Below are 25,091 nucleotides of genomic sequence, written 5' to 3' on the forward strand. Positions count from 1 at the left end.
CGTTATTATTTTTTTCTTAAATCTAGGGTTACAGGAAATTCGGCATTCAGTGGCAATTCCTTGTAGTCAAATTTTTTGGAACAGTATTGTTTTTTTATTTGGCTATACTCCTTTTCGTTAATCATTCCTCCTTTATCTTCAACAATATCGCCTTGGGTATGCCCAAAATCCCAGAAACGGTTAATGCGTCTAGATTCGGCCTCGAGGCTGTTTACAGGATAGGTTTCGTAGGCGCGCCCACCTGGGTGCCCTACAAAATATGTGCAACCACCCATCGAGTGTTTGTTCCAAGTGTCAACAATATCAAAAACCAATGGCGCATCTATGCCTATTGTGGGGTGTAACGCTGAATATGGGTTCCAGGCTTTATATCGAATAGCGGCAACATATTCACCTTTTATACCGGTACTGGTTAAAGGCACTTTTACACCATTGCAAGTTACAACATATCTTTTAGCGGTGAAATTAGAAACTTTAATTTGAACACGTTCCAATGAGGAATCAACATATCTGGCTGTTCCGCTGCCCGACATCTCTTCGCCCAGAACATTCCATGGTTCTATAGCTGCCCGTAATTCAAAATGTATATCGTTGATTGTAGTCATTCCATAAAGCGGAAACCTAAACTCAAAAAATGGGTTGAACCAGTCTTCCTTAAATTCGTAACCAGCATGGTTAATCTGCTCTACAACACTTTTGATGTCTTGGCGAACAAAATGCTCTATTAAATATTTGTCGTGTAGTTCAGTACCCCAACGTACCAAATCGTGTTCATAGGGTTCTTTCCAAAACCAAGACACCAGCGTTCTCACCAATAAATTCTGCATCAGGCTCATTTGTGGGTGTGGTGGCATGTCGAAGGCACGTAGCTCCAAAATACCTAAACGCCCCGATGAAGAATCGGGTGAGTACAGTTTATCTATACAGAATTCGGCCCGGTGGGTGTTTCCAGTTAAATCGGTTAGTAAATGACGAAATAAACGGTCGGTTAACCAAAAAGGAACATCGCCATCTTTCGGAATTTTATTGAATGCAATTTCCAATTCATAAAGGTTTTCCATTCTTGCTTCATCGATGCGCGGCGCTTGGCTCGTAGCGCCGATAAAGGCACCAGAGAATAAATAGGAAAGCCCCGGGTGGTGTTGCCAAAAGGTCAATAAACTTCGCAATAAGCTAGGTTTGCGTAGCAGTGGGCTATCGGCAGGTGTTACACCGCCTAAAGTAACGTGGTTGCCGCCACCCGTACCTGTATGCTTGCCGTCCAACATAAACTTTTCAGTGCCTAAACGTGAGTGTTTGGCATGTTCGTATAGTTTTAAGGTGTTACTAGTGAGTTCTTTCCAGTTTTTTGCTGGTTGCACATTAATTTCAATCACGCCCGGATCGGGTGTTATTTTCAAGGACTCCAAACGGTTGTCATGCGGTGGGTCGTAGCCTTCAAAAACAACAGGAATGTTTAATTTTTTTGATGTCGCTTCAATGGCCGCAATAAGGTCGAGATAAAATTCGGCAGCATCCAAGGGTGGCAGAAATAAATAAAGTTGATTATCTCTAAGTTCAGCACAAAGGGCTGTACGAACAAAGTATTCGTGTTCAACTTTTTTTTCGCTGTTACGTTGCGTCTTTTTGCGTCGTTTTTCAACCTTGTCGGAATATAAAGGTAAGGCATCCTGTTCTGAAAATTGATCAGGTTCAAACTTTGGAAACTCTTTCTGTTTAGGTTTTTGAATCAGCGAATCCAGCGGTAACCTCAAACCAATGGGTGAGTTGCCCGGAATTAAAAAAACGTGCTGTCTCCTAAATTCCCAATCGCAAGTGTACCAAGTGCCTTCAGAATTGTTTAACGGCAATACATAGCCAACGGGTTTTGAGGTGCCGTCTTTTAATATTTCTTTTAGTTTGTCTTTTACTAATAGATTGCCATTTTCTTTAGTGGGATCGATATCTACTGGCATTTTTCCTTCTTTCCAAAGGAAGTAAAAACTGTCTTCGTAAGCGGGTTTTATATTTTTGTCGCTTAAACCCAAATAGGTTGTAAGTGTTTTCAAGAAGGTTTTATCGGTATTTTCCGGAAGCTTCTCATGGTTTGAAAACAATGAAAGAAGTTTCTTGTTGTTCCAGACAGGTTTACCGTCTTTTCGCCAACAAATTTCTATAGACCAACGTGGAAGTGGCTCTCCCGGATACCATTTGCCCTGTGCTTGATGCAAAACGCCGCCTTTTCCAAACTCATCATATAATCTTGCTGAGAGGTCTTTAGCCAGTTTCCGTTTGTGTTCGCCGTCGGCATCGGTATTCCATTCAGGCGATTCCATATCATCAATCGAAACGAAGGTGGGTTCACCTCCCATAGTTAGTCGCACGTCGTTTTTCTGCAATTCGTCTTCAACCTTGAATCCGAGATTGTAAATGGCTTTCCATTGTTTTTCGGAGTAAGGTTTTGTTACGCGAGGTGATTCAAAAATGCGTTTAACCGAGTTTTCAAAAAAGAATTCGGTTTCGCAAATATCGGTCATTCCCGTAACGGGCGCAGCGCTTTCAAAGGAAGGCGTGCAAGCCAATGGAATATGGCCTTCACCAGCTAAAAGGCCAGAAGTGGCATCAAAACCAATCCAACCGGCACCAGGAATATAAACTTCGGCCCAAGCATGTAAATCGGTAAAATCTTCTTCGGGACCAGAAGGACCATCCAACGATTTTTCGTCTGATTTTAATTGCACTAAATAGCCGGAAACAAAACGGGCGCCAAAACCCAAATGACGCATAACCTGAACAAAAAGCCAAGCATAATCTCTGCACGATCCGTTTTTTTGGCCGAGCGTTTGTTCGCATGTTTGTACGCCCGGATCCATGCGGATGTTGTAATTTAAAAATTCATTTATTTTTCTGTTAATATCGATTAAAAAATAAATGGTCTTGCGCGGAGAACGGTCAATAGTTTTCAGGAATTCCTGAAGAAGGGGTCCGTTATCGGTAACTTCCAAATAGGGTAGAAGCTCCTTTTTTGTTGTTTCAAGATAATTAAAGGGATAATCTTCAGCATATTTTTCAACGAAAAAATCAAACGGGTTAATGGTTTTTAAATCGGCTATAATTTCAACATCTACTGAAAGTTCTTTGGTTTTTTCTGGAAAAGTCAACCGAGCCAAGTAATTTCCAAAAGGGTCTTGTTGCCAATTGAAAAAATGATTTTCAGGTTTGATTTTTATGGAATAAGCCTCAATGGGAGTTCGGCTGTGTGGTGCCGGTCGAAGCCGAAAGATATGTGGCGATAGGGAAACTAAACGGTCGTATTTATATAAGGTTTTGTGTGAGATAACAATTTTTAAAGCCATTTTGAGAATTGGTTTATTTGGAAATATACCTTATAAAAATACACTAAATTTTAGCATATTTTATATGGATAGCTTTTTCGTTAAATTATTATTTAGATTTTAAAATTTTCTAATTCAAAATAATAATATTCGTGATTTTTGTCGATAATTTTTTTAAATCATCAAAGAAAAGAGTTTGCACCCTTTTTTTATTTAGGAATCGTAAACCCTGTTTTCTTGTTCATTAACCCTTATAAACGTAGTGCGTTTGGTGAGTTCTTTCAAACGTTTTGCGCCAACATAAGTGCAAGTACTGCGTAATCCACCAAGAATGTCTTGTAGGGTGTTTTCAACAGAACCTTTGTAGAGTACTTCAACGGTTTTGCCTTCGCTAGCGCGATATTCGGCAACGCCGCCCACATGTTTTTCCATGGCAGTTGCAGAACTCATTCCATAAAATTTGCGAAAAGGCTTGCCATTTTTTTCAATCATTTCGCCACCACTTTCATCATGGCCAGCTAGCATTCCACCAAGCATAACGAAATCGGCTCCAGCACCAAAAGCCTTGGCGATATCACCTGGAGAAGTGCAACCACCATCACTTATAATCTGTCCGCCAAGTCCATGTGCAGCATCTGCACATTCAATTATGGCCGACAGTTGTGGGTAGCCTACGCCTGTTTTAACACGCGTGGTACATACCGAACCTGGACCGATGCCTACTTTTACAATATCGGCTCCGGATAATAAAAGTTCTTCAACCATTTCGCCTGTTACCACATTGCCGGCAATAATAACTTTTTCGGGGTATTGTGCTCTGGTTTGTTTTACAAATTCTGCAAAATGCTCCGAATAGCCATTGGCAACGTCAATACAGATAAACTTTAAATTCGGATTGATTTCAAAAATTTGAGCTAGTTTTTTTGAGTCTTGTTCGCTGATGCCTGTACTAACGGCTATGTAGTTTTCTGCGCCATTTGGCAAATTGCTAAAAAACTCACGCCAATCTTCTAAAGAATAATGTTTGTGCATGGCGGTGAATAATTTTTGTTCTGATAGGGCACGGGCCATATTAAAAGTTCCTACGGTATCCATATTAGCTGCCATGATAGGAATGCCTTCCCACAATAAAGGGCTGTGCAAAAATTTGAATTCACGTTCTAGGGTTACCTCAGATCTACTTTTTAAAGTAGAGCGTTTGGGCCTAATCATAACATCTTTAAATCCTAATTTTATATCGTATTCTATCCTCATGTATTCGTTATTAAGTGTAGGGTTTCTTAAGCTTAAAAGTAAATAAATTTAAAATATTTACCCCAAGTATTAGCATATAATTGTTTTGTGATTTTCCTTAATTATAAATAAGTTTGTTGAAAGCGCCAGTCTAATGAATTTCCTGTCAAAATTTATAAAATCCTTAAAGGTAAAAAAGAAGTTGTCTATTTTTATCTTTATATCCATTACGGCTATTTTGTTTGTTGGTTATGCTGTTCTAGACGATAAGATTTACGCCAACAGTGCCGCACTTTTTCTTTTCATTATTGCTAGTTTTCAAGTTTTCGGATTGCAATATTTTTTAAAAAGCCATTTAAAGAATGAAGTGATAAAATCGAATTTAAAGCTTAGAATTGAGGAAATAAAAAATGAATTGGCGGATGCCGATAATCTGGCCAATGAAAAATCGGTTTATCTAGCCAATATGAGTTATGAGGTTCGAACGCCATTAAGTACAGTTTTAGGTATGATAAACATGCTGAAACAAACCGATTTGAGTGACCATCAAAGAGCACAGGTTGAAATTGCCGAATATTCCTCCAAACATTTGTTGCAACTAGTAAATATGATAACAGACAACTCAAATGTCGAGTCTGGTGATGTAACACTCAAAATGGGCGCCATGGATATTAAATCGGATTTAACAAAGCTCTTTAAGGTTTTTGAATATCAAGCATGGGAAAAGGGATTGGAATTCGAATATAAGTTTTTGCCCGATCAAAATGATAAATTTTTACTTATCGGAGATTCGCCAAGAATACAGCAAATACTTATTAACCTCATAAATAACGCCATAAAATTCACCAACATAGGAAAGATATCAGTAATCGTAGATCAAACGGTTGGAATAAATGACGAACAGATTATATCTTTTTACGTAAAGGATACAGGTGTTGGAATGCGCCCTAATGAAGCAAAACAGGTGTTTGAACCAATAAATCAACCAGCTTTAAAGGATTACAGGGGAAGAGGTATTGGGTTGTCCATTTCTAATAAATTAGTAAAATTAATGGGAGGACAGCTAAAGTTAGAAAGTAAGGAGAATGAAGGCTCTACATTTTACTTTAGTTTGCAGCTTAAAAAAACACTAAACTTAAAGGTAGAAGAAGAAATAAGTAAACCCATATTATTGGAAAAGCTTAACGTATTGGTGGCTGAAGATAATAGAACCAACCAAAAAGTTATTAAGTTCTTACTGGAAAAACAAGGTGCCGATTGCACTTTTGCGAAAAATGGGCTAGAAGCTGTTGAACTATACAAAATACTAGATTTCGATATTATTTTTATGGATATCTATATGCCCGATATGAATGGTTATCAAGCCACAAAATTTATTAAGGAAACCGATAAATACGCAGTAAAACAAACACCAATTATTGCGGTGTCTGCCAGTGCTTTTGAAGAAGATATCAATAATGCTAAACTCGCCGGTATTGACGATTTTTTAGCCAAACCCATTGAAGCAAAAAAACTGAATAAACTCCTATTGAAACATTCAAAAAAAAGCGCTTAAATGCTGTGCCCTGCTTTAAAAACCTATTTAATTTAAGCATCAGTTCGAGTAGTTTTTAGTGTCAAAAAATTGTATGGATAACGGTCTTTTATACAAAACCAAAACTAGCTTAATTATTTGATTTCTTGTGTTTCCAACGTTTATGGGTCCAGAAATAATATTCTGGTGCTTCATAAATTTGCTTTTCAACTTCCCTTAAAAACATATCGGTTAGGTCGTAGTCTTTATAAATTCTTGAATCTTCGGCAAGTGTAATGATTTCAGCTTCATAATAGCCGCGTTTTACCTTGTTCACTTTTAAATAGGCGGTTGAAAAATCTAATTTTTTTGCCAAACGCTCTGCTCCGGTAAAGCAAGGCACTTTAATACCCATAAACGAGCTCCAATACACTTCCTTGCTTAATCTTGGCGATTGGTCACTTAAAAAACCCGTAATGGTTCTGCTGCCCTCGTTTTCGTTTTGCGTAATGGTGTTTATGGTTTCTTTGGTGCTAATAAGCGTGGTGTTGAATTTAGAACGAATATCACGAACCAATTTATCAAAATGTTTGTTGGCTAGTTTTTTATAAACTGCAAAACCTTTAAAGTTAATGTAATTTTGCAGTACAATAGACCATTCCCAACTGGCATAATGCCCAAAAATTAAAATAATGCTTTTGTTGAGTTTTTCCAAGCGTTTTAGTTCTTCTGGGTTGGTTATTTTAAAGCGCTTTTTTAATTCTCTTTCAGAAATCGTCATGGTTTTAGCCATTTCTAAAAACATATCGCAGAGGTGCTTATAGAATTTTTTTTTAATGGTGGTAATTTCCTTTAAAGATTTTTCAGGAAACACTAATTTTAAATTGTTTTCTACAACCTTTTTTCGATAGCCTATAATATAGAAGAGTAGAACATATAAACCATCTGAAACGCAATAAAGCAATCTGAATGGTAAAACCGAAACCATCCACAAAAGCGGATAAACTAGAATATAAGCTAGAAATTGCATGAATTAATTTTAGATTTGCAAATATAGACTAATTCAAACTTAAACCTCATTCTCATGGGCAAAATAGATATAATTACCATTGTGCTGATTGCAGCCAACGTCATTATTTCGTACAAAGGATTTCAAGATTATTCGTTTTTCGAAAAATACAAATTTAATGTGGGTGCGGTAAAACGTGGAGAGCAAGTCCGTTTGTTTAGTTCGGGGTTTTTACATGCCGATACGCAGCATTTGTTGTTTAATATGTTGACGCTGTACTTTTTTGCCGATGTGGTTATTGCCTTGTTAAATACTACGCAGTTTGTTCTTATTTATGTGGGCAGTTTGTTATTGGGCAATTTGTTGTCGTTATATTTTCATAAAAATGAATACCATTACAGTGCTGTTGGGGCTAGTGGTGCTGTTTCAGGCGTTATTTATGCCGCTATTTTGTTGCAACCGGGCATGAGTTTGTACTTGTTTTTTGTGCCTATACCCATTCCGGCATATATTTTTGGTATTGGTTATTTGTTGTATTCTATTTATGGTATGAAAAACCGTATTGGTAACATTGGCCACGATGCCCACTTTGGTGGTGCCATTGGTGGATATATTATCACTTTGGGGTTATCGCCATGGTTATTTCAAACTAATTTATTAATGGTGGTTTTGTTGGCCATTCCTATTGCACTGCTTTTTATATTGAAGAAAATGCGGAAGATGTAATTTAAGTTGTAATTATAACTTACCATTATCAGTATGGCACGGCAATTGAATTTATTATCTATATGAAGACAGGTGTATTGGTTTAAACCGCCTGTATTCAACGTATTTAAAACGATTATAGAAAAACCTAAAAACATAACGATCTGTTTTTAATGACAGATTGACTTAATATAGTATATGAAGAAATCGAATATTATGAATCTTGACAGTTTGTCACTACAGGAATTTGACGAAAATGCAGAGTTAATTCCGTTAATGACACCCGAAGATGAAGAAGCCATTAATAACGAAGAATTACCAGAAACCTTGCCTATTTTGTCGTTACGCAACACGGTATTGTTTCCAGGAGTAGTTATTCCTATTACGGCTGGCAGAGACCAATCCATAAAACTGATTAACGATGCTAATAAAGGCGGAAAGGTGATTGGTGTAGTGGCCCAAAAGGATGAAAATGTTGAAAAGCCAACTGCAAAGGATATCCATGAAACGGGAACGGTAGCCAGAATTTTAAGGGTTTTAAAAATGCCCGATGGCAACGTTACTGTAATTATTCAAGGCAAAAAGCGTTTTAAGGTGGCCGAGGTAATTACTGAAGAGCCTTATATGAACGCAACCATTCGCGATATACCGGAAGCACGCCCGGGCCAAAAAAACAAAGAGTTTACGGCCATAATTGATTCTATTAAAGATTTAGCGCTCGAAATAATCAAGGAAAGCCCAAATATCCCGAGTGAAGCCTCTTTTGCCATTAAAAACATTGAAAGTAATTCGTTTTTGGTGAATTTCGTGTCTTCAAATATGAACCTTTCGGTTGCCGAAAAACAGGAGCTGCTCGAAATCAACGACCTAAAAAAACGGGCTTTGGCCACCTTAAAATATATGAATGTCGAGTTTCAGAAATTGGAACTCAAAAACGACATCCAATCGAAGGTGCAAATGGATATGAGCCAACAACAGCGCGAATATTTCCTTCATCAGCAAATGAAAACCATTCAGGAAGAACTGGGCGGTGTTAGCCACGATACCGAAATTGAAGAAATGCGCATTAAGGCCAAAGAGAAGAAATGGGACGAAAAAGTAGCCAAGCATTTTGAAAAGGAAATTGCCAAAATACAACGTATGAACCCTCAGGTTGCCGAGTATTCCATCCAGCGTAATTATTTAGAGCTGTTTTTAGATTTACCGTGGAACGAGTTTAGTAAAGATAAATTCGATCTAAAACGTGCCATGAAAATATTGAACAGGGATCACTTTGGGTTGGAGGACGTAAAACGACGCATTATTGAGTATTTAGCAGTGTTAAAACTGCGTAACGACATGAAATCGCCCATTTTGTGTTTGTACGGCCCTCCGGGTGTTGGTAAAACCTCTTTGGGTAAATCTATTGCCGAGGCTTTAGGGCGCGAATATGTGCGCATGTCTTTGGGTGGTTTGCGTGATGAAGCCGAAATTAGAGGGCACCGTAAAACATATATTGGTGCTATGCCGGGCCGAATTATTCAAAACTTGAAAAAGGCAGGGACATCGAACCCTGTATTTGTATTGGATGAAATCGATAAGCTTGCCACCTCAAATCAAGGTGACCCATCGTCTGCCATGCTTGAAGTTTTGGACCCCGAGCAAAATAGCGAGTTTTATGATAACTTTTTGGAAATGGGATACGACCTTTCAAAAGTTATGTTTATCGCTACTTCCAATAGCTTGTCAACCATTCAGCCCGCTTTATTGGACCGTATGGAAATTATAAACGTAACAGGGTATACTATTGAAGAAAAAGTAGAAATCGCCAAGCAGCACCTGTTACCCAAACAGCTTAAAGAGCACGGTTTATCGACAAAAGATCTAAAAATAGGCAAACCGCAACTCGAGAAAATTGTTGAGGGTTATACCCGCGAGTCAGGTGTTCGCGGCTTGGAAAAGCAAATCGCAAAAATGGTACGTCATGCGGCTAAAAATATAGCCATGGAAGAAGATTACAACATTAAAGTTACTAATGAAGATATTATTGATGTATTAGGTGGACCAAAACTTGAGCGCGATAAATATGAAAACAATAATGTGGCCGGCGTAGTTACCGGGTTGGCTTGGACGCGCGTTGGTGGTGACATTTTATTTATTGAGTCAATTTTATCAAAAGGAAAAGGAACCTTGACGGTTACCGGAAATTTAGGTAAAGTGATGAAAGAATCGGCTACCATTGCCATGGAATATATTAAATCGAACGCAGAGGAATTTGGAATAGATCCTGCCGCTTTCGATAAATATAATGTTCACATCCATGTGCCAGAGGGCGCAACGCCTAAAGATGGTCCAAGTGCAGGGATTACGATGCTTACCTCTTTGGTGTCACTGTACACACAGAAAAAAGTGAAGAAAAGTTTAGCCATGACGGGTGAGATTACATTGCGCGGAAAAGTACTTCCGGTGGGCGGAATTAAAGAAAAGATTTTGGCAGCCAAGCGTGCCAGAATTAAAGAAATTCTGTTATGTGAAGATAATCGCCGGGATATTGAGGAAATTAAACCTGAATATTTAAAAGGTTTGACCTTCCATTATGTATCTGAAATGAGTGAGGTTATAAAAATAGCCATCACCAATCAAAAAGTTAAAAACGCCAAAGACATATAAAAATAAGAAGGCGGTCTAAAAAGTTGTCATTCCTTTTCCCGATAGCTATCGGGAGAAGTAATCTTAGAATAATCAAATCGATGATTATAAGATTACTTCGAAATACTAATTTCTCTTAATGGCATTTGTACACGGCTTTTTAGACCACCTGTTTTTTTGTTATTAAAATAAAATAGACTTGCTGCCGTTTTAAGATAGATTTGCTTTCTTTGCGCTTGTAAATATGCTAAAAAAAATTTTCCCATTTTTTTGTTTCGTTTTAACAACCTTAGCTACGGCCCAAGTGGGTGGAGAGCATACCTACCAATTTTTAAACTTGGTTTCATCGCCGCGTCAGGCCGCATTGGGCGGAAAGGTCTTTACAAATGTAGATTATGATGTTACCCAAGCCTTATTAAACCCTGCGACCATAAATGTAGAAATGGATAACCAATTGGCCCTAAACTACACTAGTTATTTGGGCGGTATTGGATACGGTACAGCTGCTTATGCTTATACTATTGACAGGCATGCACAAACCTTTCACGGAGGGATAACATATATAAATTATGGTTCGTTTGATGGTTATGATGAAAACGGTAATTCCACAGGAACGTTTAGCGGAAGCGAAACAGCATTGTCGCTCGGGTATGCTACACAAATTGGCTACTCAGATTTTTATTTCGGTGGAAACCTAAAATTGATTACCTCAAAATTGGAACAATACGGTTCTTTTGGTGCGGCAGTTGATTTAGGACTTATTTTTATTGATGAAAATTTAGATTTCAATGCGGCGTTGGTTGTTAGGAATTTAGGCTCGCAAATAACAACTTACGCAGGCTTAAGTGAACCTTTACCATTTGAAGTGGCTTTTGGAATGTCCCAAAAATTAGAAAATGTTCCAATCCGTTGGCATGTAACCTTGGAAAATCTACAGCAATGGCCTATTTCAAGGCCAAATCCGGCGCGATCAACCAGCGATTTATCAGGCAATACATCCGATGAAAAAATAGGCTTTATTGGTCAAGTAATTCGCCATGCCATTGTTGGGGCAGAGATTTTCCCCGAAGGTGGTTTCAATATCAGAGTTGGTTATAACTTTAGAAGAGGTGAAGATTTGAGAATTCTCAACCAGCGAAACTTTTCTGGTCTTTCAGCAGGAATTTCCATTAAAATGAACAAAATGCGTTTTAGTTACACGCATGCTAAATATACCAGTGCTGCCAACTCCAACTTCTTCGGCTTGCAAATTGATTTACAATAAAAATGTTTTAAGTAATTTAGACATTTTACAATCCAACATTCAAACATGAATAACATTACCATAGCCATAGACGGGTTTTCATCAACAGGAAAAAGTACAGTTGCCAAACAATTGGCCAAGCATTTGGGCTATGTGTATGTCGATACGGGTGCCATGTATCGAGCGGTTACGCTATACGCCATGCAAAAAGGGTTAATCGATACCAATCATTTTAATGAAGCGGCTTTAATTGAACGTTTGCCGGAAATACATATAAGTTTTAAGTTTAATCCTGATTTAGGTTTCGCAGAAGTCTATTTAAATGGGAAAAATGTTGAAAAGCACATACGCACCTTGGAAGTTTCCAGTTTTGTGAGTAAAGTGGCCGCTATTTCTGAGGTGCGCAAAAAACTGGTGGAACAGCAACAAAAAATGGGAGCCGATAAAGGTGTTGTTATGGACGGCAGGGATATTGGTACCGTGGTTTTTCCGGATGCCGAGTTAAAATTGTTTATGACGGCTACTGCCGAAACTCGTGCTAAACGCCGTTTTAAAGAATTGACAGATCGAGGAGACAAAATACAATATCAAGACGTTTTAAAAAACGTGGAAGAGCGTGATTACATCGACTCTAACCGAGAAGATTCCCCTTTGGTAAAAGCTAAAGGTGCTATTGAAATCGATAACTCTAAAATGACGCTTCAAGAGCAATTTGATAAAATCCTTCAATTAGTCAAAAAAGTCATTGAAAGCGGTTAATAGTTTAATGTGCTAGTTTTTTGTTTCAGCTTCAATCTCGTCATCAGCTTTAACTTTTTCAATGTTTTTATATTTCTTGTAAAGCGGGATTCGATAGGATAGGAAATAACTATAACCTACGCCAATACCAGTACTATCATAAGTTTTGCCAAAACCGGGAATATAAACGTTTTGGAAATTATTGGGTTCGGTTTCGTTAGCTTTAAGCTTTAATTGCGCATTTAAGCCCAAATAAAGGTTGTTGAGCAATTCAACCTTAATACCAAGAATTATTTCTGCCCAAATGGCTGTTAAACCACTAAACGATTCCGTTTCGGTAGAAGTGTATTGCTCCCAAAATTGATTGGTGTTATATACTGTAAAACTGTTTAGATCTTGGGTAAATGTGGCCGCGCCAATTCTAAATCCGGCATAAATCATGTTGTCCATATCCAACCAGTTTTCATACATATTGTAATCAATTCCTGCTTTAAGATATGAGCCTTTGCTGGTAATATCCAGATAATCGTTTACAGTATTTTTTTCTTCAATACCAATTTCACCGGCAATATAAAGGTCTTTTTTTAATCTATAATCTCCTTGAATTTCAAAACCAGCATAATCGTCGTCGAGCGATGACCGAATAAGTTTTCCTATATCGCCGCCAACCCTTAAGCCATATTTTAGTTTTACACGGGTTGTATCGCTTGTAGCCTTAGCAATACTATCATTTTGGGCCTCTGTAACGGTTGCCAATAGTAAAACCGCAAGAAGACTGCTAATGCGTAATGTTAAAGTGCGTGGTTGTTTCATCTTCTACAGATTGATTATCGGTTAACGGTTGTCTGGAAAGCATCCAGTTATCAGAGTCGGGCTCGATGGTGAGCGTTACGTTTTTAAATATGGTTTTGTAGCCACAGGCTCGTGATACAAATACCTGCTCTCTACTGTAATTTATTGTTATAATATCTTGATTGCCGGTAATGGTATCGTCTGAAGTATCATCTGGGGTGTCATTATCATCAATTTCAGCTTCTTTAATAACGATAAACTGCGTGGTGTTGTCATCAGTTTTTAGTGGAAGTAAAAGCGATGAGGTACGAACAAAGTTATAATTTCCAAGAATCGTTTCGTTATCTAAACCTGCAACAACAATATCAACCACGTCCTTTTTGTTGTCGGGGTTTTTTACATCAAGAAAATCGATAATTAACCGCGGTGTTGTAGGTGTGCTTGCCGGACAAATATCATCGCGCTCGCAGCTGATAGATAGTACAATGAGCAAGATCAGGGGAATGATTAGGGTTTTAAAGTATTTCATTTTTTATAAAATCATTTATCGGTGTTCCAAAAGCACCACATTTTCAACGTGAAAAGTTTGTGGAAACATATCAACCGCTTGGGTTTTAACAACTTTATATTGGGCATCCATCAAGGCCAAATCGCGGGCTTGGGTGGCACTGTTACAACTCACATAAACCACACGTTTTGGTGCAATATTTAAAATTTGTTGAACCACATCTTTATGCATGCCGTCCCGTGGAGGGTCGGTGATGATAACATCGGGCTGCCCGTGTTTGTTTATAAACCCGGTATTGAAAACATGTTTCATATCGCCCACAAAAAAGTCAACGTTATTTATTTGGTTTAATTGTGCATTTTCTTTTGCAGCAGTTATGGCATCTGGTACGGCTTCAACGCCAACCACTTTTTTTGCTTTTTTAGCCACAAACTGTGCAATCGTACCAGTGCCGGTATATAAGTCATAAACCAATTCATTTCCGGTTAAACCTGCAAAATTACGTGTTATTTTGTAGAGTTCGTAAGCTTGCTCAGAGTTGGTTTGGTAGAACGATTTGGCGTTAATTTTAAATTTCAAGCCTTCCATATTTTCAAAAATATGGTCGTTGCCTTTGTAGCAAATCACTTCTTGGTCGTAAATAGTATCGTTGCCTTTTTCGTTTATAACGTAGAGTAACGCTGTTACCTGCGGAAACGTTTCATCAATAAAATCGAGCAATAATTTGCGTTTGGTTTCATCTTCTTTAAAAAACTGAATAAGCACCATTACATCGCCGGTCGTGGATGTACGAATCATCATGGTTCGTAACAACCCGGTTTGATTACGGGTATTGAAAAATTCCAAATTGTTATCAATGGCAAATTGTTTCACCCCATTTCTAATAGCATTTGAAGGGGCTTGTTGTAAATGGCATTTTTTCACATCCAGAATTTTATCCCACATGCCCGGAATGTGGAAACCTAAAGCGTTTTTATCGTCCAAATCTTCACCCGACTGAATTTCGTCTAGTGTGAGCCAACGGCTGTCACTAAACGAAAATTCCATTTTATTACGGTAAAAATATTGCTTTTCGGAACCTAAAATAGGGGTCACTTCGGGTAATTCGATATGTCCAATACGGGTAAGGTTGTTGGTAACTTCCTTTTGTTTGTAATACAATTGGTGTTCGTAGGCCATATTTTGCCATTTGCAACCGCCACAAGTGCCAAAGTGCTCGCAAACAGGTTCGGTTCTTTTTTCCGATAGTTCATGAAAAACTGTGGCTTTACCTTCGTAATATGCTTTTCGCTTTTTAAAGGTTTGAACATCAACAACATCTCCTGGTACGGCATTAGACAGAAAAACAACTTTTCCATCTGGTGCTTTTGCAATGGTTTTGCCTTTGGCTCCGGCATCTATAACCTCTAAGCTTTCAAAAATTTTTTTTCTGGATTTTTTTCTTGACATACTGCAAAAGTAATAATAGCAAAAATATAAAAGCCTTTATTTTTTTAAGTTTTTAAAACGGCTGTTTTTTATGGTATAGGTGTATATAAAAAAAGCTGCTTGGGTTTTCCAAACAGCTCTATTCTTTAAAAAGTTGTGGTTTTACTAAACAGTAAAACTTAGTTTTGTTTATTGTTGAACTTGTCTAATATTTTGCTCATTTGTTTTCCAGCAGCTTCACGACCGCCCAATCCGAAAGAAAGAACGATGGTTAAAGCCACGGTTCCTAAAGAGATACCGAACGCCAGATTAATAATTTCGTCGGCGATACCCATGGAGCGCATGCCAATTGCCAAGAAAATAGCGATAATGGCAACTCTTATAACAGAAGTCACAAAACCATTCTTGTCTGTTTTAGAGAAATTAGTAGCGGCTATGTTGGCTAACCAATTACCAATGGCTAAAATCACTAGGCCGAATAATATTTTGGCCGAATAATTTGTAATCGTGTACAGAATATCAGAAAGGTGGGCAAATTCCAACTTTTCTACAGCAGTAGTGATTCCGAACAAAATGATAAAATAATAAATAAGATTCCCAATAATGCCTACAAGATTGTAATTGCCTGTTATGGAGCCTAAACCTGCTTTGTTGAAAAAATTATTGAGGTTGATGCTGTTAAGTAAATCTTTAATCAGTTCGCTTAGAAAACGACCGCCAACTACAAATAGAATTAATATTAAAGAAGCCAGAATAATTTTCGGAACGGCATCAAAGAAATTGCCGAGCATTGCTGTTGCAGGCTCTGAAATAGAATCCAAGTTTAAAATATTGAACGCCGAGATAAGTAGTGGGATAAAGATTAAAATAAATACGACCTTTTTAACAACGTCCACTAGGTCAATATTTTCGGGCATCCTCAACTTTCGAACAAGTTTTTGAATGGAATCACCTGAGAGTTCAACCAGTTCAGAAACAATGGTAGCCAACATATAGCCAATATAGCAAACTAAACCAGCGCCTATAATATTGGGTAAGAACCTTGTAAAATCGTCAAGCATATTTTTTAATGGGTCAAGAACATTGCTCATGCCCATTTTTTCTAAGGCTAAACTAAAAACGAAGATCATAATCAAAAAATATACCAGCTTACTAATGAATTTTGAAAGGCTAATTTTAGAGTTATGCAGCTTTTCGTCTATTCCTGTGCTCTTAAATAGTTTCAAGACCAGTCGTTTTAACAATCGAGCCACAAACCAACCAATTATTACAATAATTAAGGCAGCAAGCGCATTCGATAGGTCTGCGCCCAATGTTTCTGTGATACTGTCTAAAAGATTCGATAAATAGTCCATAATGTTATATTTTTAGATGGTTGTTATAATTTAGACACAAAAAATATCGAAAAGACACAATTTTTGGTTTTTTTGAGTAATTTGCAGCTATCAAAGGATGATTTCTCTCCCACGCTGCTTTTTCATCCCGATGCTCGTCGGGACCTCGAAAGAATAAAGGTACAGAAGGAATAGTTGTTTTTTTCAATTTTAAATTTTAATGAAATGGCTGTTTTAGACCAATTGACTTCGCAACAAGCGATAGATTTAGAAAACGAATATGGAGCTCATAACTACCATCCGTTACCCGTAGTGTTAACAAAAGGTGAAGGTGTATATGTTTGGGATGTAGAGGGTAAAAAATATTACGACTTTTTATCGGCATATTCTGCAGTAAACCAAGGGCATTGTCACCCCAAAATTGTTGGTGCAATGATGCAGCAAGCACAAACCCTAACATTAACTTCCAGAGCTTTTTATAACGATATGTTGGGCAAGTTTGAAAAGTTTGCTTGTCAGTTTTTTGGCTTCGATAAATTATTACCAATGAATACTGGTGCAGAGGCTGTAGAAACAGCTTTGAAAATCTGCAGAAAATGGGCTTACGAAGTAAAGGGAATTGATGAAAATGAAGCGGAAATTGTGGTTTGCGAGAATAACTTTCACGGACGCACCACCACGATTATTTCGTTTTCTAACGATGCCGTAGCTCGGAATAATTTTGGGCCTTATACCAAAGGATTCCTCAAAATTGAATATGATAATTTGGAGGCCTTGGAATATACTTTGAAAAACAATCCTAATGTTGCTGGGTTTTTGGTGGAGCCTATTCAAGGAGAAGCCGGCGTTTATGTGCCTTCCGAAGACTACCTTTTAAAAGCAAAAGCACTTTGTGAAAAATATAATGTGTTGTTTATTGCCGACGAAGTGCAAACGGGTATTGCGCGTACTGGTCGGTTATTGGCCACTTGTGGTAACTGTTCATGTGAGCATAAAAATTGCTCTAAAAACCCAGAAGTGAAACCAGATATTTTAATTCTAGGAAAAGCCATTAGTGGTGGGGTGTACCCAGTTTCTGCTGTTTTGGCAAACAACCCTATTATGAATGTTATAAAGCCTGGAAGCCACGGTAGTACGTTTGGTGGTAATCCCGTTGCAGCAGCCGTTGCTATGGCAGCTTTAGAAGTGGTTCGTGATGAAAATTTGGCTGAAAATGCTCAGGCTTTGGGCGAGCTTTTTAGAGAAGAATTAAACAAGTTTATTGAGACTAGTAAAATTGTTAAACTCATTCGTGGTAAAGGGTTGCTCAATGCCATAGTGATTAATGATGACGAAGACAGCGATACGGCTTGGAATATCTGTTTAGCCTTGCGAGACAACGGTTTGTTAGCTAAACCCACACATGGTAATATTATTAGGTTTGCTCCGCCACTAGTGATGAATCGTGAACAGTTGTTAGATTGTGTAGATATTATCAAAAAAACGCTAAAGTCATTTGAATGAAGGACTTAAGGTTAGAGCATAGCGATAGAAATCCAACTAAATCTCTTTAATCGCAAAAAGAATGTTGAAATTAATTTTATCTTGAAAGCTTGTGTGGCTTAATGCTTTTCTGCTTTATAAAATCGTTCGTCGGGCAATAGTAACACCGAAGTATTTTTTAATTAAACATATTGCATGTTGCAATTTTTAAAAATATACTTATGCAAAAACGTTTTTCCGGTGTTGTTGTACCGATGATTACACCTTTAAATCCCGATTTTTCTGTAGATGTTAAAGCGGTTGAAAAAATAGTAAAACGTTTTTCCGAAAATGGTATACATCCGTTGGTTTTAGGAACCACGGGCGAATCGAGTTCCATTAATGAAACCGAAAGCCTTAAACTGGTTAAAGCTGCTGTAAAAGCAAAAGGAGCAAGCCAAACCATTTATGCCGGATTGGTAGGGAACCAAGTTGACGATGTAATTTCCAGAGGAAATAAATACATAGAGTTGGGAGCCGATTGTGTGGTGGCTACCTTGCCATCATATTACGGTTTAACACCACAACAAATGGCAGGTTTTTATACCAATTTGGCCGATAACATTTCTGGTCCGGTAATGATGTATAATATTAAGGCTACAACGCAAATGTCTATTCCGTTGGAGGTTGTAGAGGCCTTGTCACACCATAAAAATATTTGGGGCTTAAAAGATTCTGAACGTGATCTAGAGCGTATGCAAATCTGTATTGACCGTTACGGAAACAATGAGAACTTTTCCTTTTTCTGCGGATGGGGAGCACAAAGTTTTGGCAGCCTTAAAATGGGAGCTGATGGTATTGTGCCAAGTACAGGCAATTATGTGCCAGAAATGTACAAAAAGCTCTATGCCGCTGCTTTAAACAATGATTGGGACGCATGCGAAAAATGGCAAAACGAAACCGATACCATTGCTCAACAATATCAAAAAGATAGAACTTTAGGCGAATCTTTGGCTGTTTTAAAAGCCTTAATGAACAAAAAAGGATTATGCCATAAAACCATGATGCCACCATTAACCGAGGTGGACTAATTCAAAACCGACTAACTAAACTAAAATCATTATGCTTAACATTCACTGGATAGACATTGTTATTGTCGTTATTTCCGTGGCCTTTACATTGGGTGCCGGATTTTATTTCGCGCACCGCCAAAAGAGTTCAGATCAATATTTTGCCGGAAGTAAAAACATACCGGCTTGGGCCATTGGTATTTCCATTTTTGCAACCTTAATTAGTAGTGTTACCTTTTTGGCTTACCCTGCTGCGGCTTATAAATCCAACTGGATTCTATTGGTTCAAGGTCTTATGGTGCCCATTGTTTTAATTGGTCTCATTTGGGTAATCGTGCCCTTATTCCGAAAGGTAATCCGTTTAAGTACTTATGAGTATTTTGAGCGCCGTTTCAGTCCTTTTGCCCGTATGTACAGTTCTATTGCCTTTATTTTAACGCATTTTTCAAAAATGGGAACGGTACTCTATCTTGTTAGTTTAGCCTTAGCGACGTTAACCGGTATTGATGTAACGACCTATATTATATCTCTTACGGTTATTATTTTGATATTAACGCTATTGGGCGGTATTGAAGCTGTAATTTGGATGGATGTTATTCAAGGATTTTTACTCATTGGAGGTGGTCTTTTATGTATAGGGGTTTTGTTGTTTAAATCTGAAGGAGGGCCTGGCTTTATGATTGATGAAGCTTTCGCCATGAAAAAAATAGATTTCGGTCCCTACGATTTTACTTTTACCGAACTCACATTTTGGGTTTTGGTGATTAACGGAGCATTTTATGCATTGCAAAAATACGGTACCGATCAAACTATTGTGCAACGTTACTTAACCGCAAGAACCGATAAAGATGCCAAAAAAGCGGCCTATATTGGTGTTTTGGCCAGTGTACCGGTTTGGGCCTTGTTTATGCTCATCGGTTCGTTATTATTTGTGTTTTATAATTCCGGTGGTGCCGTTTTGCCCGAAGGACTAACAACAGACCAGGCTTTTACTTATTTTATAGGAACCGAATTACCCGTTGGAGCCGTTGGTTTGGTTTTGGCAGCGCTTATTGCTGCGGCCGTATCGAGTCTAGATTCCGATATGAACTGTTTGGCAGCCATTGGCGTTGAAGATTTTTATCAACGATTTAACCCTAACTGTACCGATAAACAACGGTTGAGGGTTGGTCGTTTGCTGGTCTTGTTTTCGGGAATCGCCATGGCCATTGTAGCTTTACTTTATGCCGCTTGGGACGGACAAGGCGTACTTGGTGTCGTGTTTAAACTTTACGCCATATTTTCAGCTGGTATTGTGGGGATATTTATGCTCGGATTATTTTCAAGAAAAGCAAACAAACAAGGCTTGCATATTGGTATAATTACTTGTATTTTGTTTACCGCTTATGCTATTTTAACAACCACCGAAATAAATGGTTCGTTAATTCTCGATTTTGGTGATTATAATTTTCCACACCACAAGTATATGTTGGGGGTTTATAGCCATTTAATTGTATTGGTTGTTGGTTATGTAGCGAGTTTATTTTTCAAATCAGAACCGGTAGATGAAGAACTGACCATTTTTGGCTATTTTAAACTAAAAGAAAAAAAATAAAAACGATATATTTCAAATGAATTCAATTACGCTGTTGCAGCCAGGAAAGATTATGTTTGGCGAAAACACAATCAACGAGCTTGGTAACGATGCTATTTTAGAAAGTTCAAAACGCATCTTGTTTTTGGTGGCTACACCTATTTTAAATGCCGTTGAAGCTACAGTAAAAAACTTTCAAAATAAAGGAAAGGAAGTCCTTCTTGTAGAATATAAATTTGTTGGGGAACCTACTTTTTCACAGTTCAACCAATTACTAGATGATTATGAAAACTTCAATCCAGATTGTGTTATTGGAGTAGGTGGAGGAAGTGTTTTAGATTGCGCCAAGCTTTTAGCAGCATTAATTAACAATTCCCAAAAGCTAGAAGATGTAGTTGGTATTGGCTTTTTAAAAGGAAGGGATATAAAACTAATTTGTGTTCCTACAACCTCTGGTACAGGTAGCGAAGTATCGCCAAATGCCATTTTGTTAAATGAAGAAACCCAGGCCAAAAGTGGCATTATCAGTCCGTTTTTAGTGCCAGATGCCTGTTATCTTGACTCCGTGCTTACGGTCAGTTTACCATCTAAATTAACAGCTGAAACAGGTATCGATGCCCTGTCACATTGTATTGAAGCTTACACAAACAAATTTGCGCACCCTACGGTAGATACTTATGCCTTGAGAGGTATTAAACTGATATCAGATAACCTTGAAAAAGCTTACCAAGATGGCAGCGATATTGAGGCTCGTTCAGCATTGCTTTTAGGCTCTATGTATGGTGGTCTCTGTTTAGGTCCGGTCAATACATCAGCGGTGCATGCTTTATCGTATGGTTTGGGCGGGAAGTTTCATATAGCGCATGGGCTTTCAAACGCCATTTTAATGCCTGAAGTGCTACGCTTCAACCTTTCGGCTAATCCAAAACGACATGCCGAAGTGGCTCGTGCATTAGGCATAACCTGGAATGGAAGTGATGAAAACATAGCCGCTTTGGGTATCGAAAAAATAGAAGCGCTTTCTAATGCTTGTGGCATTCCTCAAAAACTTTCAGAAATTGGTATAACAAAAGAAGTTTTGCCCGAGTTGGCCGATATAGCCATGAAAGTAACTCGATTGCTCAAAAATAATCCAAGAGAAGTCACCCGCCAGGATGCCATTAATATTTACAAAAAACTGCTTTAAAAACTCAAATTAGATGAAACCCAAAATAGGAATTTCAATGGGTGATCCGGCCGGAATTGGTCCAGAGATTATCATAAAAACATTAGCACTTAAGGATGTTTACGAACGATGCAGTCCCTTGGTGGTTGGTGATGCAGTAACCATGCAAAACGAAGTTAATGCATTAAAATCTTCATTAAAAATAAACGCCATCCAAAGTGTTGCTGAGGCCAAATTTGAAAATGGTATTATTGATGTTTTTGATTTAAAAAACGTTGATGCCGATGCGTTGCAACCGGGAGTTGTAACCGCTATGGCTGGAAAGGCAGCTTTCGAGGCAGTTATTAAAAATATAGAATTGGCTTTGGCTAAAGATATCGATGCAACTGTTACGGCTCCCATAAACAAAGAATCGATTCATAAGGCAGGGCACAAATATTCTGGGCATACCGAAATTTATGCCGAGTACACAAAAACCAAAAAATACGCCATGCTTTTGGCCGATGAGAATTTTAGGGTGATTCATGCTAGTACACACGTATCGTTACGTCAAGCGTGCGATTTATGTAAAAAAGACCGTGTTTTTGAAGTGATAACCTTGTTGAATGACGCTTGTAAAAAATTCGGCATTGAAAAACCGCGCATTGCCGTTGCTGGATTAAACCCTCATGCTGGAGAAAACCAACTGTTTGGGGATGAGGAAGTTGATGAGATTATTCCTGCTATGGAACAAGCCAAAAAACTGGGTATTGATGCCCAAGGCCCCTTTCCTCCCGATACCATGTTTGTAAAAGCCGTTCAAGGGAAATTTGATGGCTGTGTGGCCATGTACCACGACCAAGGGCATATTCCGTTTAAACTCGAAGGCTTTAAATGGGATAACGAAAAGGAAACGATGAAAAGCGTAAAGGGTGTGAATATCACTTTGGGATTGCCCATTATTAGAACCTCGGTTGACCACGGTACTGCTTTTGAAATTGCGGGTCAAGGTATAGCTTCTTCCGATGCGATGTTGGTAGCTATCGATTATGCTATTTTAATGGCCAAACACAACAATTAATGATAACCGTAATTGCTGATGATATAACGGGAGCAGCTGAAATTGCTGGAGTTTGTTTACGCTACGGCGTAGGTGTTTCTCTTGGGATAGATAAGGTGCCCGAACAATTGGCGAAAGTGGCTGTTGTTGCTACAGATTCACGCTCTTTGGGAGCTAACGAAGCTTACAATACGCATCAGCAAATTATAAAAAAAAAATTAAAAATGACACCCGATACCATTGTGTTTAAAAAATGCGATTCGGTATTGCGTGGCCATGTACTGACTGAAATAAAAGCCTTGATTGACGCTACTGGAAAGTCAACGGTTTTATTGCAACCATCAAATCCCATTACAAACCGCTGTATTAAAAATGGCGTGTATTATGTCGATGGCCAAAAAATTGAAAATACCGGTTTTGCTACCGATCCCGATTTTCCGGCTAAAATGTCATCGGTTAAAGCGCTATTGGTCAGTAGAACTTCAGAAGAAAACCTTCTTTCGGTAAAAACGGGTGATATTGAACACCTTTCTTCAGAAAGTATTCATGTTCCTGATTGTGAAAGTGAAACCGATTTGGTCGAAAACCTAAACGTTTATAACAAAAATATTTTAATTGGTGGAAGTGCCGCTTTTTTTGAGCAATTTTTAAAAAAGTTGGGCATTATTTCAGTTAAAAAAGACATCAAAAATCTTAGCTTTACGGCAAACTACGTTTTGGTTTCAGGAAGTACGCACCCAGAAAGTGTCGCTTTTGCTAAACAACTTGAAGAACAAGGTTGTCCGTTGTTAAGTTTTCCTGTAAAATTATTGAAAAAAGATTGTAGTGATGCAAATATTCAGGAGTTTACGAAACAAGTTGTTGAGGTTTACAAGAAAAAAAGGAAGTTGATTGTTAGAATTTCAGATGAAATTATTCAATTTGAAAACAGTTCAACTGTACTTAAAAACAGATTGAGTTTGGTTGTTGATGCTTTGCTTTCCGCAATAGATGTTAACGAACTGTTTATTGAGGGCGGTGCCAGTGCTTACGATATTTTAAATGCATTAAGTTGGAACAGTTTTAAACCGACAGAGGCTTTGGCACCTGGAGTTTTGCGGATGCAAAATAATCGAGATAAGCGTAGACATATAACGTTAAAACCTGGGAGCTACAAATGGCCAAAAGGATTGATATATTAAAAATAAAAGGATAAATGATCATATTAAAAGGAATAGCCTGGAACCACACCCGTGGATTTACCTCGGTAGTGGCCACGGCACAACGTTTTGAGGAGTTAAACCCCGATGTTAGAATCATTTGGGAAAAGCGTTCATTGCAAGCTTTTGCAGATGCTACGTTAAGTGAATTAACAGCAAATTACGATTTGTTGATAATGGATAATCCACACGTTTCTATTGCGGCAAGAGATAAGGTGCTTTTGCCTTTCGATGATTATTTAAGTGCCGATTTTTTGAAGGAATTAGCAGATAATACCGTCGGAAAATCGAATGCGAGTTATAACGTTGATGGCAAACAATGGACGCTAGCTACCGATGCTGCAGCACCTATTGCCACTTGGCGTGAAGATTTACTTGAGCAGCAAAACATTAAAATTCCCAAAACTTGGAAAGAATTAATGGCTTTGGCAGAAACTGGAAAAGTAGGTTTTGCGTCTATTCCTATTGATACATTAATGCACCATTACATGATGTGTATTGCTTTGGGAGCTGAAGTTTTTGAAAGTAAAACTGAAGTGGCTCCACGTAACGTTATGATTGAAGCCATAAAAACATATAAACAATTGGTGGATTTAATTCCGTCTTATTGTCTGGAAATGAATCCGATACGAATGGCTGAGCACATGACGATAAACAACGATATTGTTTACAGTCCGTTTAATTATGGATACTCCAATTACTCCAAGAAAAATTATGTTGAGCATACATTAAAAGCTGGTGGATTGGTAACCTTCAACGGAAAACGATTACGCTCAACTTTGGGTGGTGCCGGTATAGCGGTTTCCTCGAAAACAAAACATGCTGAAATGGCTATGAAATATGCTGAGTTTACCGCTTCTGAAAAAGTGCAATCCGGACTTTATTTTGAGTTTGGTGGGCAACCGGGCCATAGAAAATCATGGTTAAGTGAAGAAGTTAACAGCCAATGTAAAAACTTTTTCAAAGACACCTTACAAACTTTGGATGAAGCGACTTTAAGACCTCAATACTATGGTTATATGCATTTTCAGGATGAAGCAAGTCCTGTTATTTACGAAGCCATAACCGAAAAAGTAAGTATTGAAGCAGCGGTCGATAAAATGAACGAAATTTATAAAGAATCCCTAACGCATTAAATA

The 25,091-nt window shown here is 38.1% G+C and carries 19 protein-coding genes; 12 read left to right on the plus strand and 7 right to left on the minus strand.

All coding sequences use genetic code 11. From position 1 onward, the window contains the following. Positions 1–5: 5 nt before the first annotated feature. Positions 6–3,335, minus strand: a complete 3,330-nt coding sequence (locus tag GSB9_00331) for a transglutaminase family protein (protein ID UKM63785.1) — start codon at positions 3,333–3,335, stop codon at positions 6–8. 192 nt (positions 3,336–3,527) lie between these two features. Then, entirely contained in the window at positions 3,528–4,568 is a 1,041-nt protein-coding gene (locus tag GSB9_00332) for a GMP reductase (GenBank protein UKM63786.1), read from the minus strand. 133 nt (positions 4,569–4,701) lie between these two features. Between GSB9_00332 and GSB9_00333 the strand changes: the two genes are divergently transcribed. Further along, positions 4,702–6,102 (plus strand): ATP-binding protein, encoded by a 1,401-nt coding sequence (locus GSB9_00333; protein ID UKM63787.1) that lies wholly within the window; start codon positions 4,702–4,704, stop codon positions 6,100–6,102. Between the two features lie 109 nt (positions 6,103–6,211). Here the strand turns inward: GSB9_00333 and GSB9_00334 are convergent, their stop codons facing one another. Next, the gene (locus tag GSB9_00334; GenBank protein ID UKM63788.1) at positions 6,212–7,090 is read right to left on the minus strand and encodes a lysophospholipid acyltransferase family protein; all 879 of its coding nucleotides are present in this window, start codon (positions 7,088–7,090) and stop codon (positions 6,212–6,214) included. 54 nt (positions 7,091–7,144) lie between these two features. Here GSB9_00334 and GSB9_00335 point away from each other — a divergent pair, with 54 nt between their 5' ends. The 4 genes from GSB9_00335 (at position 7,145) to cmk (ending at position 12,404) form a co-directional block, all read left to right on the plus strand. Then, positions 7,145–7,795, plus strand: a complete 651-nt coding sequence (locus GSB9_00335) for a rhomboid family intramembrane serine protease (protein ID UKM63789.1) — start codon at positions 7,145–7,147, stop codon at positions 7,793–7,795. Between the two features lie 177 nt (positions 7,796–7,972). Further along, on the plus strand, positions 7,973–10,423 hold the full coding sequence (gene lon, locus GSB9_00337; GenBank protein ID UKM63791.1) for an endopeptidase La: 2,451 nt from the start codon (positions 7,973–7,975) through the stop codon (positions 10,421–10,423). A gap of 223 nt (positions 10,424–10,646) precedes the next feature. After that, positions 10,647–11,666, plus strand: a complete 1,020-nt coding sequence (porQ, locus tag GSB9_00338) for a type IX secretion system protein PorQ (protein UKM63792.1) — start codon at positions 10,647–10,649, stop codon at positions 11,664–11,666. Between the two features lie 45 nt (positions 11,667–11,711). Further along, positions 11,712–12,404, plus strand: a complete 693-nt coding sequence (gene cmk, locus GSB9_00339; GenBank protein UKM63793.1) for a (d)CMP kinase — start codon at positions 11,712–11,714, stop codon at positions 12,402–12,404. 12 nt (positions 12,405–12,416) lie between these two features. On the opposite strand, the gene GSB9_00340 is transcribed toward cmk, so the two are convergent. The 4 genes from GSB9_00340 to GSB9_00343 form a co-directional block, all read right to left on the minus strand. Beyond that, positions 12,417–13,196 (minus strand): DUF6048 family protein, encoded by a 780-nt coding sequence (locus tag GSB9_00340; protein ID UKM63794.1) that lies wholly within the window; start codon positions 13,194–13,196, stop codon positions 12,417–12,419. After that, positions 13,162–13,704, minus strand: a complete 543-nt coding sequence (locus tag GSB9_00341) for a DUF6452 family protein (protein ID UKM63795.1) — start codon at positions 13,702–13,704, stop codon at positions 13,162–13,164. The genes GSB9_00340 and GSB9_00341 overlap by 35 nt, the downstream gene beginning before the upstream one ends. 15 nt (positions 13,705–13,719) lie before the next feature. After that, positions 13,720–15,132 carry a 23S rRNA (uracil(1939)-C(5))-methyltransferase RlmD gene (rlmD, locus tag GSB9_00342; GenBank protein UKM63796.1) on the minus strand — a complete coding sequence of 471 codons (1,413 nt, stop codon included), beginning with the start codon at positions 15,130–15,132 and terminating at the stop codon, positions 13,720–13,722. Positions 15,133–15,290: 158 nt separating this feature from the next. Further along, positions 15,291–16,466, minus strand: coding sequence for a mechanosensitive ion channel (locus tag GSB9_00343; GenBank protein ID UKM63797.1), 1,176 nt, complete (start codon positions 16,464–16,466; stop codon positions 15,291–15,293). Positions 16,467–16,670: 204 nt separating this feature from the next. Between GSB9_00343 and rocD the strand changes: the two genes are divergently transcribed. From rocD to GSB9_00350, 7 genes are all read left to right on the plus strand, one after another. Continuing rightward, a complete protein-coding gene (gene rocD / locus GSB9_00344; GenBank protein UKM63798.1) occupies positions 16,671–17,948 on the plus strand; it encodes an ornithine--oxo-acid transaminase in 1,278 nt (425 codons plus the stop codon). A gap of 200 nt (positions 17,949–18,148) precedes the next feature. After that, complete coding sequence (locus tag GSB9_00345) at positions 18,149–18,997, plus strand: dihydrodipicolinate synthase family protein (GenBank protein ID UKM63799.1); 849 nt, start codon at positions 18,149–18,151, stop codon at positions 18,995–18,997. Positions 18,998–19,028: 31 nt separating this feature from the next. Then, entirely contained in the window at positions 19,029–20,570 is a 1,542-nt protein-coding gene (locus GSB9_00346; protein UKM63800.1) for a sodium:solute symporter, read from the plus strand. Between the two features lie 16 nt (positions 20,571–20,586). Next, complete coding sequence (locus GSB9_00347; protein ID UKM63801.1) at positions 20,587–21,735, plus strand: iron-containing alcohol dehydrogenase; 1,149 nt, start codon at positions 20,587–20,589, stop codon at positions 21,733–21,735. Between the two features lie 13 nt (positions 21,736–21,748). Further along, positions 21,749–22,774, plus strand: coding sequence for a 4-hydroxythreonine-4-phosphate dehydrogenase PdxA (gene pdxA / locus GSB9_00348; protein UKM63802.1), 1,026 nt, complete (start codon positions 21,749–21,751; stop codon positions 22,772–22,774). Next, on the plus strand, positions 22,774–23,934 hold the full coding sequence (locus tag GSB9_00349) for a four-carbon acid sugar kinase family protein (GenBank protein ID UKM63803.1): 1,161 nt from the start codon (positions 22,774–22,776) through the stop codon (positions 23,932–23,934). Before pdxA ends, GSB9_00349 begins: the two co-directional genes overlap by 1 nt. 14 nt (positions 23,935–23,948) lie before the next feature. Next, positions 23,949–25,088 carry an extracellular solute-binding protein gene (locus GSB9_00350; GenBank protein UKM63804.1) on the plus strand — a complete coding sequence of 380 codons (1,140 nt, stop codon included), beginning with the start codon at positions 23,949–23,951 and terminating at the stop codon, positions 25,086–25,088. The last annotated feature ends 3 nt before the right edge of the window (positions 25,089–25,091 follow it).

The organism is Flavobacteriaceae bacterium GSB9 (genome assembly GCA_022749295.1).
Lineage (GTDB): Bacteria > Bacteroidota > Bacteroidia > Flavobacteriales > Flavobacteriaceae > Flavisericum.

Coding starts and splice junctions, on each gene's coding strand:
- GSB9_00346 (UKM63800.1), top strand. CDS start 19,029: ATGCTTAACATTCACTGGATAGACATTGTTATTGTCGTTATTTCCGTG.
- GSB9_00341 (UKM63795.1), bottom strand. CDS start 13,704: ATGAAATACTTTAAAACCCTAATCATTCCCCTGATCTTGCTCATTGTA.
- cmk (UKM63793.1), top strand. CDS start 11,712: ATGAATAACATTACCATAGCCATAGACGGGTTTTCATCAACAGGAAAA.
- GSB9_00343 (UKM63797.1), bottom strand. CDS start 16,466: ATGGACTATTTATCGAATCTTTTAGACAGTATCACAGAAACATTGGGC.
- GSB9_00335 (UKM63789.1), top strand. CDS start 7,145: ATGGGCAAAATAGATATAATTACCATTGTGCTGATTGCAGCCAACGTC.
- GSB9_00340 (UKM63794.1), bottom strand. CDS start 13,196: ATGAAACAACCACGCACTTTAACATTACGCATTAGCAGTCTTCTTGCG.
- GSB9_00333 (UKM63787.1), top strand. CDS start 4,702: ATGAATTTCCTGTCAAAATTTATAAAATCCTTAAAGGTAAAAAAGAAG.
- GSB9_00331 (UKM63785.1), bottom strand. CDS start 3,335: ATGGCTTTAAAAATTGTTATCTCACACAAAACCTTATATAAATACGAC.
- GSB9_00347 (UKM63801.1), top strand. CDS start 20,587: ATGAATTCAATTACGCTGTTGCAGCCAGGAAAGATTATGTTTGGCGAA.
- rlmD (UKM63796.1), bottom strand. CDS start 15,132: ATGTCAAGAAAAAAATCCAGAAAAAAAATTTTTGAAAGCTTAGAGGTT.
- lon (UKM63791.1), top strand. CDS start 7,973: ATGAAGAAATCGAATATTATGAATCTTGACAGTTTGTCACTACAGGAA.
- GSB9_00345 (UKM63799.1), top strand. CDS start 18,149: ATGCAAAAACGTTTTTCCGGTGTTGTTGTACCGATGATTACACCTTTA.
- rocD (UKM63798.1), top strand. CDS start 16,671: ATGGCTGTTTTAGACCAATTGACTTCGCAACAAGCGATAGATTTAGAA.
- GSB9_00332 (UKM63786.1), bottom strand. CDS start 4,568: ATGAGGATAGAATACGATATAAAATTAGGATTTAAAGATGTTATGATT.
- GSB9_00334 (UKM63788.1), bottom strand. CDS start 7,090: ATGCAATTTCTAGCTTATATTCTAGTTTATCCGCTTTTGTGGATGGTT.
- GSB9_00350 (UKM63804.1), top strand. CDS start 23,949: ATGATCATATTAAAAGGAATAGCCTGGAACCACACCCGTGGATTTACC.
- pdxA (UKM63802.1), top strand. CDS start 21,749: ATGAAACCCAAAATAGGAATTTCAATGGGTGATCCGGCCGGAATTGGT.
- porQ (UKM63792.1), top strand. CDS start 10,647: ATGCTAAAAAAAATTTTCCCATTTTTTTGTTTCGTTTTAACAACCTTA.
- GSB9_00349 (UKM63803.1), top strand. CDS start 22,774: ATGATAACCGTAATTGCTGATGATATAACGGGAGCAGCTGAAATTGCT.